Genomic DNA, 15,874 nt, shown 5'->3' on the forward strand with positions numbered 1-15,874 from the left:
TGTAACCATTTCACCTGAAATTATGTTTCAGTCATATCTAAGGGCAGGATGGTCAATCAGCGACCATCCATTGTGGGTAAAGGAAAGAAATCACGGGATAAGGTTGAAAGGACAGGAGAAACTCGCTCATACTCTTGTGTTGTGTCACGGGCAATCGCCGCACGCCAGCCTTTGCCGGTCACGTCACGCCAGATTAAACAAAAAAGGAAAACGTCATGGCTGAAGAAACCATTTTCAGTAAAATTATCCGTCGTGAGATCCCGTCGGATATCGTGTATCAGGATGAACTGGTCACAGCTTTCCGCGACATTTCACCTCAGGCTCCGACACACATCCTTATTATCCCCAATATTCTGATTCCGACCGTCAATGACGTGAAAACTGAGCATGAAGTGGCATTAGGCCGTATGCTGACGGTAGCAGCGAAAATTGCTGAACAGGAAGGGATTGCCGAAGACGGGTACCGTCTGATCATGAACTGTAATCATCATGGTGGGCAGGAAGTTTATCATATTCACATGCATCTGCTGGGCGGTCGTCCGCTGGGTCCGATGCTGGCGCATAAAGGTCTTTGATATGCAAAGAGGGCGTAAAGCGGTTCTGGCTCTGACACTGGCGATGGTCCTCGCGGGCTGTAGCTCGCGTCCGGCGATCCCGGTCAGCGATGAACAGACGCTGGTGATGGAGTCGTCGGTTCTGGCTGCGGGCATTACCGCTGAGGCACCGTCGCTCACGGTCAGCGAAATTCAGCCGTCGGCGTCCTCCAGGCTTTATAACGAAAGAAACCAGCCAGTTACCATTCACTATCGGTTTTACTGGTATGACGTAAGAGGCCTCGAGATGCATCCGCTTGAAGCGCCACGCAGTGTCATCATTCCGGCCAATTCGTCGGTCACACTTTATGGCAGCGCTAATTATCTGGGTGCGCATAAGGTCAGACTTTATCTTTATTTGTAAGGGGTGAACCTTGATTAAGAATTTGGGCCGTTACGCGCTCGTTACCGCTTTCGCGCTGTTCCTGTCGGGGTGTATCAACCGTACGGAACAGCAACCTGCTCCAGTTGACGAGGTGAAGCCTGGCACTGAACAGCCGGTGACGCCGACCGAGCCAGTGCCAACGGTGCCATCCGTACCGACGATCCCGGAACAGCCGGGCCCGATTGAACATCCCGATCAAACTTCGCAGCCTGCGCCGCGCGTCCGTCACTATGACTGGAACGGTGCCATGCAGCCAATGGTCGGCAAAATGCTGCAGGCTCAGGGCGTGACCGCAGGCAGCGTACTGCTGGTGGATAGCGTCAACAACCGCACCAACGGCTCGCTGAATGCGGGTGAAGCCACGGAAACCCTGCGCAATGCGCTGGCGAACAACGGCAAGTTTACGCTGGTTTCCGTCCAGCAATTGTCCGTGGCGAAACAGCAGTTGGGCCTGTCACCGCAGGACAGCTTAGGTTCGCGCAGCAAAGCCATTGGCATCGCCCGTAACGTTGGCGCGCAGTATGTGCTCTACTCCAACGCGACCGGCAACGTCAACACGCCAACCCTGCAAATGCAGCTGATGCTGGTTCAAACAGGCGAAATTATCTGGTCAGGTAAAGGTGCCGTTACACAACAATAGCGTTACGCGCGAAACCCTGCTTTCGCGCGACTTCCCGCAATATCGCCTTATCGCGCCGCAAACCCACGCCGGGTTTAGCGGCGCGAGTTGCATTATTGAGCACGGCGATCGCCGTCTGGTGTTGCGCCAGCGTCATGACGCCACCGGGCCCGCCTTCGCGTTTCGCCGTCAGTATCATGCCCTGAAACGTCTTCCCGCCGATCTGGTGCCCGAGCCGCACTTCTTTCATCACGACTGGATGGCGGTCGAGTATCTTGTGGGTGAGATCAAAAGCGAGCTTCCTGATACCCAAACCCTGGCAGGCATGCTGTATTATCTGCACCGGCAATCCCGTCTTGGGTGGCGCATCACGATCCTGCCGCTGCTCGACGCCTACTGGCAGGGAGCCGCGCCTTCACGGCGATCGCCATTCTGGCTGGCGACGTTAAAACGTCTGCGCCAGCGCGGCGAACCGCGCCCTCTGCGGCTGGTGCCGTTGCATATGGACGTGCATGCCGGAAATATCGTCCATACCCCAACGGGAGAACGGCTGATCGACTGGGAATACGCGGGCGATGGCGACGTGGCGCTCGAGCTGGCGGCGGTCTGGATGCCGTCAGAAAAGGCCCGGCAGACGCTTGTTAGAGCCTATGCCAATACGGCGAATATGGACGCGTATCAGCTGCAACAGCAGGTCCAGCGCTGGCGGCCCTGGGTACTGATGATGATGGCCGGATGGTTCGAATTACGCTTTCAGCAATCGGCTGACAAACAATTTATCGCGCTGGCAGATGACGTCTGGCGTGAGTTACAAACTAAAGGATAAGAGAGGTTCGTGTGGGTCCAGTGATGTTGGATGTTGAAGGGTATGAACTCGATGCGGAAGAGCGCGATATTCTGGCGCATCCGCTGGTGGGTGGGCTGATTCTGTTTACCCGCAACTATCACGATCCTGCGCAGCTGCGCGAGCTGGTGCGTCAGATCCGCGCGGCGTCCCGCAACCGTCTGGTGGTCGCGGTCGATCAGGAAGGCGGACGCGTGCAGCGTTTTCGCGAGGGCTTCACCCGTCTGCCGGCGGCACAATCTTTTGCTGCCCTGCTTGGCACTGAAGAGGGCGGTAAGCTGGCGCAGGACGCGGGCTGGCTGATGGCGAGCGAAATGATCGCCATGGATATCGATTTAAGTTTTGCGCCGGTGCTGGACGTCGGGCACATCAGCGCGGCCATCGGCGAGCGCTCCTACCATGAAGATCCGCAGATTGCCCTGGCAATGGCGACGCGCTTTATCGACGGGATGCACGACGCGGGCATGAAAACCACCGGGAAACACTTCCCGGGTCACGGGGCAGTCACGGCGGATTCTCACAAAGAGACGCCGCGCGATCCGCGCCCTGAGGCGGAGATCCGTGCCAAAGATATGTCCGTGTTCCGCTCGCTCATTACCGACAACAAGCTCGACGCCATCATGCCTGCGCATGTGATCTACAGCGATGTCGATCCGCGTCCGGCCAGCGGGTCCCCGCACTGGTTGAAAACCGTGCTGCGCCAGGAGCTGGGCTTTAACGGCGTGATTTTCTCCGACGATCTGTCGATGGAAGGGGCGGCGATCATGGGCAGCTACGCCGAGCGCGGTCAGGCGTCGCTGGATGCGGGTTGCGATATGATCCTGGTCTGCAATAATCGTAAAGGGGCGGTTAGCGTGTTAGATAACCTGTCGCCGATCAATGCTGAACGTGTTACACAATTGTATCATAAAGGTTCATTTAGCCGTCAGGAGCTGATGGGCTCGTCTCGCTGGAAGACAGTGAACGCCGAGCTTGAAGCACTCAATGAGCGCTGGCAGGCACACAAAGCGGGCCAATAAACCCCTCTCGGAAGGCGTCGTGTGGTGAGGAAACAATGATCATTTATTTGCACGGTTTTGATTCGAACAGTCCTGGTAACCATGAAAAAGTGCTGCAACTGCAGTTCATCGACCCGGACGTGCGGCTGATTAGCTACAGCACGCGCCATCCGAAGCATGACATGGCGCATCTGCTGAAAGAAGTGGACAAGATGCTGCAGCTCAACGTCGACGATCGTCCGCTGATTTGCGGCGTGGGACTCGGTGGCTACTGGGCAGAGCGGATCGGTTTTCTCTGCGATATTCGCCAGGTGGTGTTCAATCCGAATTTGTTCCCGGACGAGAACATGGAAGGCAAGATTGACCGCCCGGAAGAGTACACCGATATTGCAACCAAATGCGTGAGCAATTTCCGCGAGAAGAACCGCGACCGCTGCATGGCGATCCTCTCCCGTCATGACGAGGCGCTGGATAACCTCCGCGCGGCGGAGCTGCTGCATCACTACTATGAAATTGTCTGGGACGAAGAGCAGACCCACAAATTCAAAAATATCTCCCCGCATCTGCAGCGCATCAAAGCCTTCAAGACCCTGGGCTAACCCCCTCTGACTTACTCAAAGCCCGGCCGCGAAAGCGAGCCGGGCTTTGTCTTTGCTACAATTGTACAAATTTAAATCACCAAAACTTGATTCACATCAATTTTGGTATGACCAATGCGCCTGGCGTGTTATTCTCAATGCACCTGAATGGTTTCAGTGCTGTAACCTGTTGTTAATTAAGGGTTATTATCATAACTTTTAATTAACAATTGGTTAATAATTTGAGGGGGTCACATTGACTACGCCATTGAAAAAGATAGTGATTGTAGGCGGCGGCGCAGGTGGGCTGGAGCTGGCTACGCAACTCGGCAAGAAGCTGGGCCGTGGCAAGAAAGCCAAAATTACGCTGGTTGATCGCAACCACAGCCATCTGTGGAAACCGCTGCTGCATGAAGTCGCCACCGGTTCCCTGGACGAAGGTGTCGATGCCCTGAGCTATCTGGCGCACGCGCGTAATCACGATTTCCAGTTCCAGCTGGGCTCGGTGATGGACATCAACCGCGAAAGCAAAACCATCACTCTGGCCGAGCTGCGTGACGAGAAGGGCGAGCTGCTGGTTCCTGAGCGCAAACTGCCGTACGACACGCTGGTGATGGCGCTGGGCAGTACTTCGAACGACTTCAATACCCCGGGCGTAAAAGAGAACTGCATCTTCCTCGACAACCCGCATCAGGCGCGTCGTTTCCATCAGGAGATGCTGAACCTGTTCCTGAAATATTCCAATAACCTCGGTGCCAGCGGCAAAGTGAACATCGCGATTGTCGGCGGCGGCGCGACGGGCGTAGAGCTCTCTGCGGAACTGCACAACGCGGTGAAACAGCTGCACAGCTACGGTTACAAAGGCCTGACCAACGAAGCGCTGAACGTGACGCTGGTCGAAGCGGGCGAGCGCATTCTGCCCGCGCTGCCGCCGCGTATTTCCGGTGCGGCGCACAACGAACTGACCAAAATGGGTGTGCGCGTGCTGACTCAAACCATGGTCACCAGCGCCGACGAAGGCGGTCTGCACACCAAAGGCGGCGAGTACATTCAGGCCGATTTGATGGTCTGGGCTGCTGGCATCAAAGCGCCTGATTTCATGAAAGAGATTGGCGGGCTGGAAACCAACCGTATTAACCAGCTGGTGGTCGAGCCGACGCTGCAAACCACGCGCGATCCGAACATTTTCGCCATCGGTGACTGCGCATCTTGCGCGCGTCCGGAAGGCGGGTTCGTTCCTCCGCGCGCCCAGGCCGCGCACCAGATGGCAAGCCTCGCGCTGCACAACATTCTGGCGCAGACCAAAGGCAAAGCGATGAAGTCCTACGTCTACAAAGACCACGGCTCGCTGGTTTCCCTGTCGAACTTCTCCACCGTGGGCAGCCTGATGGGTAACCTGATGCGCGGCTCTATGATGGTTGAAGGGCGCATCGCGCGTTTCGTCTACATCTCGCTGTATCGCATGCACCAGGTCGCGCTGCACGGTTACTTCAAAACCGGTCTGATGATGCTGGTGGGCAGTATCAACCGCGTCATCCGTCCGCGCCTCAAACTGCACTGATCCTTCAATCCCTCCGGCTCCCGGAGGGATTTTTAGCATTTCCTGCTGACAATATCCGTCAGGTTACTTAAGAGTTCTCCTAAACGCGCACCTTTTCATTTCACGCCTCTCTTTTTGAGCGTTATTCCGATTGGCGAACCCTTTCTTTGATTGCAAAATTGTTACCAATAGCAACAAAGGAGGAAGTCCCGTGAATAAATCTATGTTGGCGGGTATAGGGATTGGCGTAGCTGCGGCGCTGGGCGTGGCAGCAGTGGCCAGTCTGAACGTGTTTGAACGCGGCCCGCAGTACGCACAAGTTGTTTCAGCCACACCGATCAAAGAGTCGGTGAAAACCCCTCGTCAGGAGTGCCGCAACGTCGCGGTGACCCACCGTCGTCCGGTGCAGGATGAAAACCGTATCGCAGGCTCCGTGCTGGGTGCGGTTGCGGGTGGCGTGATTGGTCATCAGTTTGGCGGCGGACGCGGGAAAGATGTCGCGACCGTGGTCGGCGCACTGGGTGGCGGCTATGCCGGTAACCAGGTCCAGGGCGCGATGCAGGACGGCGATACGTACACCACCACGCAGCAGCGCTGCAAAACCGTGTATGACAAATCAGAGAAAATGCTCGGCTACGATGTGACCTACAAAATTGGCGATCAGCAGGGCAAAATTCGGATGGACAAAGACCCGGGTACCCAGATCCCTCTGGATAGCAACGGTCAGCTGGTTCTGAATAACAAGGTGTAAAAAAAGCGGTATTTTTGAATTTGGCTCCTCAAACGCTCAGGCTGAGGAGCCTTTTTTTCGCCTGTCAGAAGGTCAGGGCGTAGTTCAGACCGAAGGTGCGTCCGCGGCCTTTATACTCGTACAGCGCCGCATTTCCGTAGGTTGGGCTGTAGAGCAACGGCGCGCGCTGTCCCCAGACGGTGGTGTACTCTTTATCGAGCAGGTTTTCGACGCTAAACGTCAGCTTGCCGAGCGGGAGCTGATAGCTGCCGATAAAATCAACGGTATTGTAGCCATCAATTTTATTGCCCGCCGCGTCGCTCAGATCGAAGGCCTGCTGGGTTTGCAGACGCAACGCCCACGGCTCTGGTGCCCAGCCGACGTAGGCTGTCGCTTTCGACGGTGACGCCTGAGTTACATCCCATTTCTCCCAGGAACCGTTGGTTTTGATTTCGGATTTCAGGACGTTGAAGTTTCCGCCCAGACTCCAGTCGCTGTCAGGAATAAAGTAATCCACCGCCCCTTCGACGCCGTAGATCCGACGCTTCTGCGGATTCACGTCGATGGTCATGTCCGCGCGGTTGATATCAATGGATTTGTCCGACAGGGAGTAGTAGGCCGCAATCTGGGTGCGCAGCTGATCGCCGGTAAAGCGCCAGCCCAGCTCATACGAATCAACCTTAATCCCTTCGAGTTTGGCATCATTCGGGTTCACGCTTTTCAGCAGCGCCAGATGACCCTGCGCATCCGCTTTGCTGTAGGAGCCATTGCCGTAATATTTCCCCGGATCCGGGAGTTCGACGCCCTGAGAGAAGTTAAACCACACCTGCTGACGCTCGGTAAGGTGCGCCAGGATCCCGGCGTTAAACAGGACATTATCGTAATCCGTTTTGCCGCCCGGAATGGCGTCGGCGGAGAGGGCGTCGCCTTTGGCAATGCTCTGCTGCTCTTTGTAGCCGATGAAATCGTCGACGCGGTTTTCGGTCCACTGATAGCGCACGCCGCCGCTCAGGGTAAAGACGTCGTTAATGTCGTAGCTGTTTTGCAGGAAAGGGGCGAAGTTGGTGATGCTGTAGCCCGGATAGCGGCCCGTGCTGTAAGCCGACTGGTTATTCATCCCGCCGGAAGGGACGGAATCCGCCAGATTGAAGAACATCTGGTTGGAATCAAAGGTTTCATGGTCGGCATCAATACCCCAGGTGAGCTGCCAGCCGTCGAGCGGTTTGCTGTTCAGCGTCAGCTTGGCACCGTACTGATCCGTATTCTGCTCGGAGGCGGAGAAGCTGGAGATTTGTCCTTTCGCCACCGTCGGGAAGGGGTAGAAGCGCAGGGATTCATCGCGATAATAGATCTGCCCGACCAGCTCCTGTCCCCAGAAATCGGTATCGGAATATTGCAGGCTAACCAGATGACGCTCGGTGCCGGGAATACGATCCGAGCTAAAGCCGCTGGAGGTGCGTGCCGTGCCGTTGCCCGTCACCGCGCTCATGTTCTTATCGAGATACAGCCCGTAATCGTCGTCACCCTGGCTTTTGTAATACTGCGTCACCACCTGCAACTGGCGAGTCTCATCGATCTCGATGGTGCCGGTTCCCATCACGTCCAGACGATCCGAGTGTTGCAGGCCGGTCTGAGTGTTGTCGAAGGTCAGGGCGTCGCCGTTACCGTCGTACCAGCCGCCGAAGCGCTGATAAGCCACTGAAAGACGGCCCGACGCATTGTCATTCCCGCCGCTGACGGCGGCCGCCACGCGCTCATCGCGATCGTCGCTGTTGTTAAAGCCGCTTTTGCCGCCGAGTTCCAGATCGACCTGCGTCTCCGGCTGCCCTTTTTTGGTGACGATATTGATCAGCCCGCCGGTACTGCCGCCGCCGTACAGCGACGTCGAGCCGGAAATGACTTCGATATGCTCGACGTTGAACGGATCGATAGAATCCAGCTGGCGGCTGTCGGTGCGCGACGAGTTCAGACGCACGCCGTCGATCAGCACCACAATCGCGCGGCCGCGCATATTCATGCCGTAGTTGGTGCGCCCCTGGCTGCTGACGTCCATACCGGGGATCAGCTGGCCGAGAATATCTTTGAACTCTTTCCCGCCCTGAACCTGCTGTTCAATCTCCTGACCTTCAATAATCCACGTGGTCTGCGCCATTTCGGCGACGGTGCGGTGGCTGCGGTTGGCGCTGACAATCAGGTTTTCTTCGTTTTGTTGTTCTGCGTACAGCGGCATCGCGATAGCCAGCAGAACGGGATTAAGCACCCAGAGGCTCTTCTTCATCATCATTCCTTGTTGAGCGTTTGCTCTTTTTTATCGGCAGGTCAAATCACACAATGGAAACATTGTGAATAAATGTAAACGCGAATATTGCCGATAAAGAGTCTCATTATCAACCCGCTGAAATGAGAGGGTTTACAGGAGATGAAAGTGAAAAAAGTGGGGGAGAGGGGAAAAGAAAAGGGCGGAGACCCGCCCTTCAAATCAGAGTTTCAGCAGCTCAGGCCACAGTCGCAGCGTGGTGCGGGAAATGCTTTGCAGCTTCTCAAGGCTTGCGCCTTCCCGCGCGCTGATCGACATCCCCTGCAGGACGCAGCTTAAGAACTGCGTCAGCTCCTCAGGGTTACAGTGCGCCGGGATCTCGCCGCGCGCCTGGCGCTGGCGTAAAAAGGCGCCCAGCGTCTCTTCCTGCATGGCGTGGCGCGATTTCACGGTATTGGCGATCTCTTTCGAGGAGGCCGCCAGCGTCGCCGAGGTGTTAATCATAAAACAGCCCGCAGGCGTGTCTTTGCTGGTAAAGCAGGCCGAGATGGCCGCGAAGTAATCCTGCAACGCCTGCTCAACGCTTTTCTCTTCACAAAACAGCTGAGCTTCGTGTTTGGCCGCAAAGCGCGTGATATAGCGATCCAGCACGGCGCGGAACAGGCCTTCTTTGTTGGTGAATTCTGCGTACAGCGTCGGGGCTTTCGCGCCTGTCGCTTCGACCAGGTCGGAGAGCGAAGTCGCTTCATACCCATGCTGCCAGAAGAGTGTCATGGCCTTATCGAGCGCCGCATCCCTGTCGAACACTTTCGGTCGGCCACGGCTTTTTTTTGCGCAACTCGTGACGTCGGTTGTCATGTGCCGTTGTACCTTTGTTGGTTTGTTGAATGATCATTATAAAAATAATAATCAGCGGCGACCAGCACTCATTTCACAAAAATAAATTAATCATATGGGTATGAAAAATAAGAGGTTTAAAATTAATTTAATGATCGTTATAAAATCATGTTGACGTGTGACCTGGATCACATCTATCATTTACCTATCGATCGTTAAGTAAATAACTAACGACCTCCCAAATTCATCTGTTAAAGGCTAAAAATCATGAAAACCATCAACACCCTGATCGCTGCTGCTGTACTGAGTTCCCTGTCATTCGCCAGCTTCGCCGCTGTCGAAGTGCAATCTACCCCTGCTGACCAGCAAAAAGTCGGCACCATCTCTGCCAACGCCGGGACTAACCTGGGTTCACTGGAAGACCAGTTAGCGCAGAAAGCTGAACAGATGGGCGCGAAATCATTCCGCATCACTTCAGTCACCGGTCCGAACACCCTGCACGGGACTGCAGTGATCTACAAATAAGCGTGGCTTAACCCTCATTAATGCCACTGCCATAAAAAAAGGCCCTGCTGAAAAGCAGGGCCTTTTTGTTTTTGGCGATTTTACATCGCCTGCTGAGTCACCTCGTGATGCGGCGTGACATCCACTGGCATGCCCGAGCGCACGTCCATCGCTTTTTCCATCACCGCGCTGTCCGCGCGCGCTTTAAAGGTTTGCATTGCGGCGTTCAGCGTAATCGGCAGCGTCTGCGGGTCGTCGCCGATGTTCTTCGACAGCGGCTGATGCACCTCGACCAGACGTTTCCCGCCCGGCTCGTCAGAGACTTTAATTGGCGTATTAATAATATTGACCTTGGTGCCCGGCGTTATCACGCGGAACAGGGTCTCGATGTCGCCATCGCGCAGGCGGATACAGCCTGAGCTGACGCGCATCCCGATGCCAAAGTCCGCATTGGTGCCATGCAGCAAATAGACGCCACCGTAGGCGGCGAGGCGAATCGCGTGATGGCCCATCGGGTTATCCGGGCCCGCCGGAACCACGGCGGGCAGATCAATGCCCTGGGCTTTATAACGCGCACGAATGTTGGCCGTTGGCGTCCAGGTTGGGTTGGCGCGTTTATCCGAGACGGTGGTGACCATCGTCGGGGTCAGGGTATCGCCACCCAACTGACCGATGCCGATCGGGTAAACCGTCACCTCGTTTTTCCCCGGCGGGTAATAGTAGAGGCGCAGTTCGGCGAGGTTAATCACCAGACCTTCGCGCGGCGCGTCCGGGAGCAGGGTTTGTAGCGGGATGGTCAGCACGCTACCGGCGCGCGGCACGTAAGGATCGACGCCAGGGTTGGCCTGCAATAATGCCAGGAAGCCGACGTTGTATTTTTTGGCGATCGCCTCCAGCGAACCGCCATCATTTTCCACCACGTGGAAGCGGTTCTCGCCCACCAGACGGCTCCCGGCAGGGGGCAGCGGCCAGGTATTGGCGCGCGCGGGCAGGGCGATCGCGACGGTTGCCGCAAGGGCAATCAAGGTTATCCAGCGAGTAAAACGCACAGTCATCATCACTAAATCCAGAGTAAAAACAGGGTTATTGTTATTCAAAACGTTAATGGATGATTATGGCGAAGGGGCGTGTCGGGAAATCAGGAGAAGTGCAAAGAGTTTGTAAATTAATCGGCCGGGTGGAGATTGCCGCCCGGCCAGAGGGTTACGCTGCGGCGTTTTCTTCGAGCTGGCGCATAAAGTTACGCACCCACTCCATCCGCGTTTTGCGATCGCTCAGCTCCTGCATGAATTTCAGGCGCGTCGGGCCGTCGAGGCGGAAATGCTGCGGCTGTTTTTGCAGCAAACCAATGAGCCACATCGGGTCGACGTGGTTTTTCTCCGCGAACTCAATCACGCCGCCTTTCTCGTTGCCTTCCAGCTTGCGAATACCCAGCTTCTGCGCCAGCTGGCGCAGTCGGGCGATATCCAGCAGGTTACGCGCTGCATCCGGCAGCAGGCCAAAGCGGTCGATCAGCTCGACTTTGATTTCCTCGAGCTCAGCCTCGTTTTTGGCGCTGGCAATCCGCTTGTAGAACGACAGGCGCGTGTTCACGTCCGGGATAAAATCATCCGGCAGCAGGGACGGCATGCGTAGCTCCACTTCCGTTTGCTGGCTGGTGAGATCTTCCAGCGACGGCTCGCGCCCCTCTTTCAGGGCGTCGACGGCGTTTTCCAGCAGCTCCATGTACAGCGAGAAGCCGATGGTCTCCATCGATCCGCTCTGATCTTCCCCGAGCAGTTCGCCCGCGCCGCGGATCTCCAGGTCGTGCGTCGCCAGCGCGAAACCGGCCCCCAGATCTTCCAGCGACGCGATCGCTTCCAGACGTTTTTGCGCATCGGTGGTCATCGCTTTCGGATGCGGCGTCAGCAGCCAGGCGTAGGCCTGGTGATGCGAACGCCCGACGCGACCGCGCAGCTGATGAAGCTGCGCCAGACCGAAGTGATCGGCCCGTTCGATGATGATGGTGTTCGCCGTTGGAATGTCGATCCCGGTTTCGATAATGGTGGTACAGACCAGCACGTTAAAACGCTGGTGGTGGAAATCGTTCATCACCCGCTCCAGCTCGCGCTCGCGCATCTGGCCGTGGCCGATGGCAATGCGCGCTTCCGGCACCAGCTCTGCCAGTTTATCCGCCGCTTTCTGGATGTTCTCCACGTCGTTGTAGAGATAGTAGACCTGGCCGCCGCGCAGCACTTCACGCAGGATCGCCTCACGCACCACCAGGCAGTCGTACTCGCGCACGAAGGTTTTTACCGCCAGACGACGGGCCGGTGGGGTGGCAATGATCGACAGATCGCGCATCCCGCTCATCGCCATATTCAGGGTTCGTGGGATTGGCGTCGCGGTGAGCGTCAGGATATCCACATCCGCGCGCATCGCTTTGATGCGCTCTTTGTGGCGCACGCCGAAGCGGTGCTCTTCATCGACAATCAGCAGGCCCAAATCTTTCCACTTCACGTCGCTTTGCAACAGCTTGTGGGTGCCGATCAGAATGTCGATTTTACCTTCGCTGGCCTGCTCCAGAATTTGCGTCTGCTCTTTGGCGCTGCGAAAACGCGACAGCATCTCGATACGCACCGGCCAGTTGGCGAAGCGGTCGCGGAAGTTGTCGTAGTGCTGTTGGGCCAGCAGGGTTGTCGGCACCAGCACGGCGACCTGTTTGTTGTTCTCGACGGCGAGGAAAGTCGCGCGCATCGCCACTTCGGTTTTGCCGAAGCCAACGTCGCCGCACACCAGACGGTCCATCGCCAGCGGCTGGCACATATCGCTGAGTACCGCGTTAATTGCTTGAGCCTGATCCGGCGTGGTTTCAAACGGGAAGCTGTCGCAGAACAGCTGATACTGCTCTTTGTCGTGCTTGAAGGCGTAGCCGGATTTCGCCGCGCGCTGGGCGTAAATATCCAGTAGCTCGGCGGCGACATCGCGGACTTTCTCGGCGGCTTTCTGCCGCGCACGGGTCCAGGCATCGCTGCCCAGTTTGTGCAGCGGGGCGCTCTCTTCCGCGCCACCGGCGTAACGGCTGATGAGATGCAAAGAGGAAACTGGCACATACAGTTTGGCGTCACCGAGATAGGTGATCATCAGGTACTCCGCGGTGATCCCGCCCGCTTCGAGGGTAGTCATACCCGCGTAACGCCCAACGCCGTGCTCCAGATGGACAATCGGCTGGCCGACGTGCAGCTCGGCCAGGTTGCGGATCAGCGTATCCGGATTAATGGTGCGGCGGCTGTCCTGACGACGACGCGCCACGCGCTCGCCGAGCAGATCGCTTTCGCAGATTAACGCCCGATTATTCAGGGTATCGATAAAACCGTGCTCGGCAGAGCCGATCATCAGATAGCGCCCGCTGTCGGCGGCTTCGTCGAGACGCAAAATGCGTTTTGGCGAGACTTTGATGCGCGCCAGCAGTTCGCCCAGCGCTTCACGGCGGCCTTCGCTCTCGACCGAGAAAATCACCGGCCCGGTGAAGTGTTCGAGGAACTTGCGCAGATTATCCAGCGGCGCTTTTTGCTGCGCCTGGACGGAGAGATCCGGCAGGGTGGTAAACGCCAGGTTGGTGTTAGCGGCTTTGTCCGCCAGGCTTTCCGTTTTGAGCTGGACGCGCGGCCATTTTTTTAACTCGGAAAACAGCTCGTCGGTGCGCAGCCACAGCTGCTCAGGTGGCAGCAATGGGCGCATCGGATCGACACCACGGTTTTCAAAACGGGCGCGGGTTTCGCTCTCAAAGCGAGTAGCGCTGGCGTCGAGATCGCCGGTATTGACGATCAGCGTTTTCGCCGGGAAATAGCTGAACAGCGCCGGGAGCGGCTCGCTAAAGAACAGCGGCTGCCAGTATTCGATCCCGGCGGGCAGGGTGCCTTTGCTCACCTGCTGATAGATATGCTCGGCGTCGCGCTTCACATCGAACTTATCGCGCCACTGGCTGCGGAACAGTTCGATGGCGGTTTTGTCCGTCGGGAATTCGTGGGCGGGCAGCAGGTTTATCGCCTCGACCTCTTCCAGCGTGCGCTGGGTGTCCGGGTCGAACACGCGCAGGCTGTCGATTTCATCATCGAAGAAATCCAGACGATAGGGCTGATCGCTGCCCATCGGATAGAGATCTAACAGCGCGCCGCGCGTGGCGTACTCCCCGTGCTCCATCACCTGATCGACGTGGCGATAGCCCGCGCTGTCGAGCTGCGCGCGCAGGGCATCGCGCGACAGGCGCTGGCCTTTTTTCATCACCAGCGCATGGCCGTGCAGGTAGCTGTGCGGGCAGACGCGCTGCATCAGGGTGTTGACCGGCACGATCAATACGCCGCGCTGCATCGACGGCAGTTGGTACAGGGTGGAGAGGCGTGAGGAGATGATCTCCTGATGCGGGGAAAAACTGTCGTACGGCAGCGTTTCCCAGTCAGCCAGGCTAAACACCAGGCTGTCGGTAAACTGGCGAATCTCGTCGTGCAGACGGAGCGCGTTTTGCATATCGGGGGCAACGAGCACCACTGGCCCCGCGTGGCGCTCAGCGATCTCTGCCACCAGCGTGGCGCAGGCTGCGCCCGTCAGTTCGCCTAGCTGGCGCTGGTCGCCCGCTTTGTTGGGCAGGGAATAACGGTATTGTTCAGGCATGGCTTTGTCAGAGTCTCTTATGAGTTTTGGGACATATCACTGATACGCAATGCCTTTATTATCCTTGATCGTTTTGCATTAGCAAACCGGAACCGCACAGAGGGTAAATTCGCCCCCGGATGAGGGCGAGAAGAGGGGTTAGCGCGTGGCCTGAGCCGGGGCGAGACGGGCGGGTGGCGCGAAGAAAACGTCGCCAAACAGGGCGCTGGAGACTCTGCGTGCGCCGAGGCCAAACAGGGTACACACCAGCAGACTGATAAACGGATAGACCAGAATCAGGCTCAGTTCTGCCCACACCGGCCAGGTCCCGGCGTTGAGTTGACCGATCAGGAACAGGCTAAACAGTTCAATTAAAATGCGATGAGTGGTGTAAATCGCAATGGTGTTCGAGCCGACGACGTTCAGCAGATTGTTCGGATGCACGGCGTAACGCTGCTCGACGCTATAAAACAGTTTCATGATCAGCAGAATCGACAGGAGCGACAGCAGCAGGGGGACGTTGGCAAACCACAGCACCACCGAGACCGCGCCAAATGCCACAACCGGCAGCCAGGTGCGGCGCATCGTCATCCCCTTCATCCACTCCATCAGCTGCGCACCGAACCAGGCCCCGAGGCTGTAGTAGATCATATTGCGCACTACGCTGTTCATCCCCCACCACGGCAGCGGCAGGAAGTTAATCGCCACGCTGGCGAGGGCCAGCAATACAAGCACCGGCAGTTTCCAGCGGCTGAGCACTTTGCACAGGGTGAAATAGACAATCAGGGCGTAGAGATACCACAGGCTGGTGCTGGCGGTGAGCATGGCGCGCATAAACTCGCCGATCGAACCGGCGTACGCGGCGTTAGAGGAAGTGGCTAATTCGCGCTCCGGCGCGAGCCAGGCGTTAATGTGGCTCAAAGCCTGCCACTGCAACACGCCCCACAGGGCCAGCACCCAGACGATGCTCCAAATCCGCTTATCGACACTGACGCGCCAGCCCACGTCGTCAATGTAGCGGCGGATCAGATAGCCCGAAATAAAGAAAAACACCGGCATACGGAAGGGGGCGAGATAGAGATTAAAGTAGACCCAGCATTTGGCGAGCAGACCGGATAGCGGGTGTTGCAGCCCGTTCAGGTGAGGATAAAAGGTGATCACCGAGTGGTAAATCACCACCAGGCAGATGCACAGCCCCTTTATCTGATTAATCCATAATGCTTTTTGTTTCATCGGTCTTTGAACCCTGTTTTGCCATAAAAGAAGCCGTTAATCCTGGGCGAAGGGGCCAGAGAAGTAATGGGTAAGAGTCTGTATCAGGACGATTTTCAGAAAAGGTGGAGAAGGGCGCGTCTCGCGG

The 15,874-nt window shown here is 57.0% G+C and carries 14 protein-coding genes; 9 read left to right on the forward strand and 5 right to left on the reverse strand.

What is annotated here, in order from left to right; all coding sequences use genetic code 11:
• Positions 1-215: 215 nt before the first annotated feature.
• From hinT to QQF33_RS25230, 8 genes are all read left to right on the forward strand, one after another.
• Entirely contained in the window at positions 216-575 is a 360-nt protein-coding gene (hinT, locus tag QQF33_RS25195) for a purine nucleoside phosphoramidase (RefSeq protein ID WP_063408612.1), read from the forward strand.
• Position 576: 1 nt separating this feature from the next.
• Entirely contained in the window at positions 577-957 is a 381-nt protein-coding gene (locus tag QQF33_RS25200) for a YcfL family protein (RefSeq protein WP_285145865.1), read from the forward strand.
• A gap of 10 nt (positions 958-967) precedes the next feature.
• Positions 968-1,618: a penicillin-binding protein activator LpoB gene (gene lpoB, locus QQF33_RS25205; RefSeq protein WP_390888262.1), complete on the forward strand. Its 651-nt coding sequence runs from the start codon at positions 968-970 to the stop codon at positions 1,616-1,618.
• Positions 1,599-2,423 carry a thiamine kinase gene (thiK, locus tag QQF33_RS25210; RefSeq protein WP_285158807.1) on the forward strand — a complete coding sequence of 275 codons (825 nt, stop codon included), beginning with the start codon at positions 1,599-1,601 and terminating at the stop codon, positions 2,421-2,423. The genes lpoB and thiK overlap by 20 nt, the downstream gene beginning before the upstream one ends.
• A gap of 11 nt (positions 2,424-2,434) precedes the next feature.
• Positions 2,435-3,460 carry a beta-N-acetylhexosaminidase gene (gene nagZ / locus QQF33_RS25215; RefSeq protein ID WP_285158808.1) on the forward strand — a complete coding sequence of 342 codons (1,026 nt, stop codon included), beginning with the start codon at positions 2,435-2,437 and terminating at the stop codon, positions 3,458-3,460.
• Positions 3,461-3,495: 35 nt separating this feature from the next.
• The gene (gene ycfP / locus QQF33_RS25220) at positions 3,496-4,038 is read left to right on the forward strand and encodes an alpha/beta hydrolase YcfP (protein WP_095281607.1); all 543 of its coding nucleotides are present in this window, start codon (positions 3,496-3,498) and stop codon (positions 4,036-4,038) included.
• A gap of 235 nt (positions 4,039-4,273) precedes the next feature.
• A complete protein-coding gene (locus QQF33_RS25225) occupies positions 4,274-5,578 on the forward strand; it encodes an NAD(P)/FAD-dependent oxidoreductase (RefSeq protein ID WP_095281608.1) in 1,305 nt (434 codons plus the stop codon).
• 190 nt (positions 5,579-5,768) lie between these two features.
• Entirely contained in the window at positions 5,769-6,308 is a 540-nt protein-coding gene (locus QQF33_RS25230; RefSeq protein ID WP_095281609.1) for a glycine zipper 2TM domain-containing protein, read from the forward strand.
• A 64-nt stretch (positions 6,309-6,372) separates the two neighbouring features.
• On the opposite strand, the gene QQF33_RS25235 is transcribed toward QQF33_RS25230, so the two are convergent.
• Together QQF33_RS25235 and comR are read right to left on the reverse strand one after the other, a co-directional pair.
• Positions 6,373-8,565: a TonB-dependent siderophore receptor gene (locus QQF33_RS25235; protein WP_285158809.1), complete on the reverse strand. Its 2,193-nt coding sequence runs from the start codon at positions 8,563-8,565 to the stop codon at positions 6,373-6,375.
• Between the two features lie 201 nt (positions 8,566-8,766).
• Positions 8,767-9,402 carry a TetR family copper-responsive transcriptional repressor ComR gene (comR, locus tag QQF33_RS25240; RefSeq protein ID WP_282494932.1) on the reverse strand — a complete coding sequence of 212 codons (636 nt, stop codon included), beginning with the start codon at positions 9,400-9,402 and terminating at the stop codon, positions 8,767-8,769.
• 246 nt (positions 9,403-9,648) lie between these two features.
• On the opposite strand from comR, the gene bhsA reads away from it, so the two are divergent.
• Positions 9,649-9,906 carry a multiple stress resistance protein BhsA gene (gene bhsA / locus QQF33_RS25245; RefSeq protein ID WP_282494933.1) on the forward strand — a complete coding sequence of 86 codons (258 nt, stop codon included), beginning with the start codon at positions 9,649-9,651 and terminating at the stop codon, positions 9,904-9,906.
• An 80-nt stretch (positions 9,907-9,986) separates the two neighbouring features.
• Here bhsA and ldtC read toward each other — a convergent pair whose 3' ends face one another.
• From ldtC to QQF33_RS25260, 3 genes are all read right to left on the reverse strand, one after another.
• A complete protein-coding gene (ldtC, locus tag QQF33_RS25250) occupies positions 9,987-10,946 on the reverse strand; it encodes a L,D-transpeptidase LdtC (RefSeq protein WP_282494934.1) in 960 nt (319 codons plus the stop codon).
• A 142-nt stretch (positions 10,947-11,088) separates the two neighbouring features.
• On the reverse strand, positions 11,089-14,535 hold the full coding sequence (mfd, locus tag QQF33_RS25255) for a transcription-repair coupling factor (protein ID WP_285158810.1): 3,447 nt from the start codon (positions 14,533-14,535) through the stop codon (positions 11,089-11,091).
• A gap of 138 nt (positions 14,536-14,673) precedes the next feature.
• Entirely contained in the window at positions 14,674-15,747 is a 1,074-nt protein-coding gene (locus QQF33_RS25260) for an acyltransferase family protein (RefSeq protein ID WP_285150760.1), read from the reverse strand.
• Positions 15,748-15,874: the final 127 nt, after the last annotated feature.

Origin of the sequence: Lelliottia wanjuensis (assembly GCF_030238365.1) — a bacterium.
Classification (GTDB): Bacteria; Pseudomonadota; Gammaproteobacteria; order Enterobacterales; family Enterobacteriaceae; genus Enterobacter; species Enterobacter wanjuensis.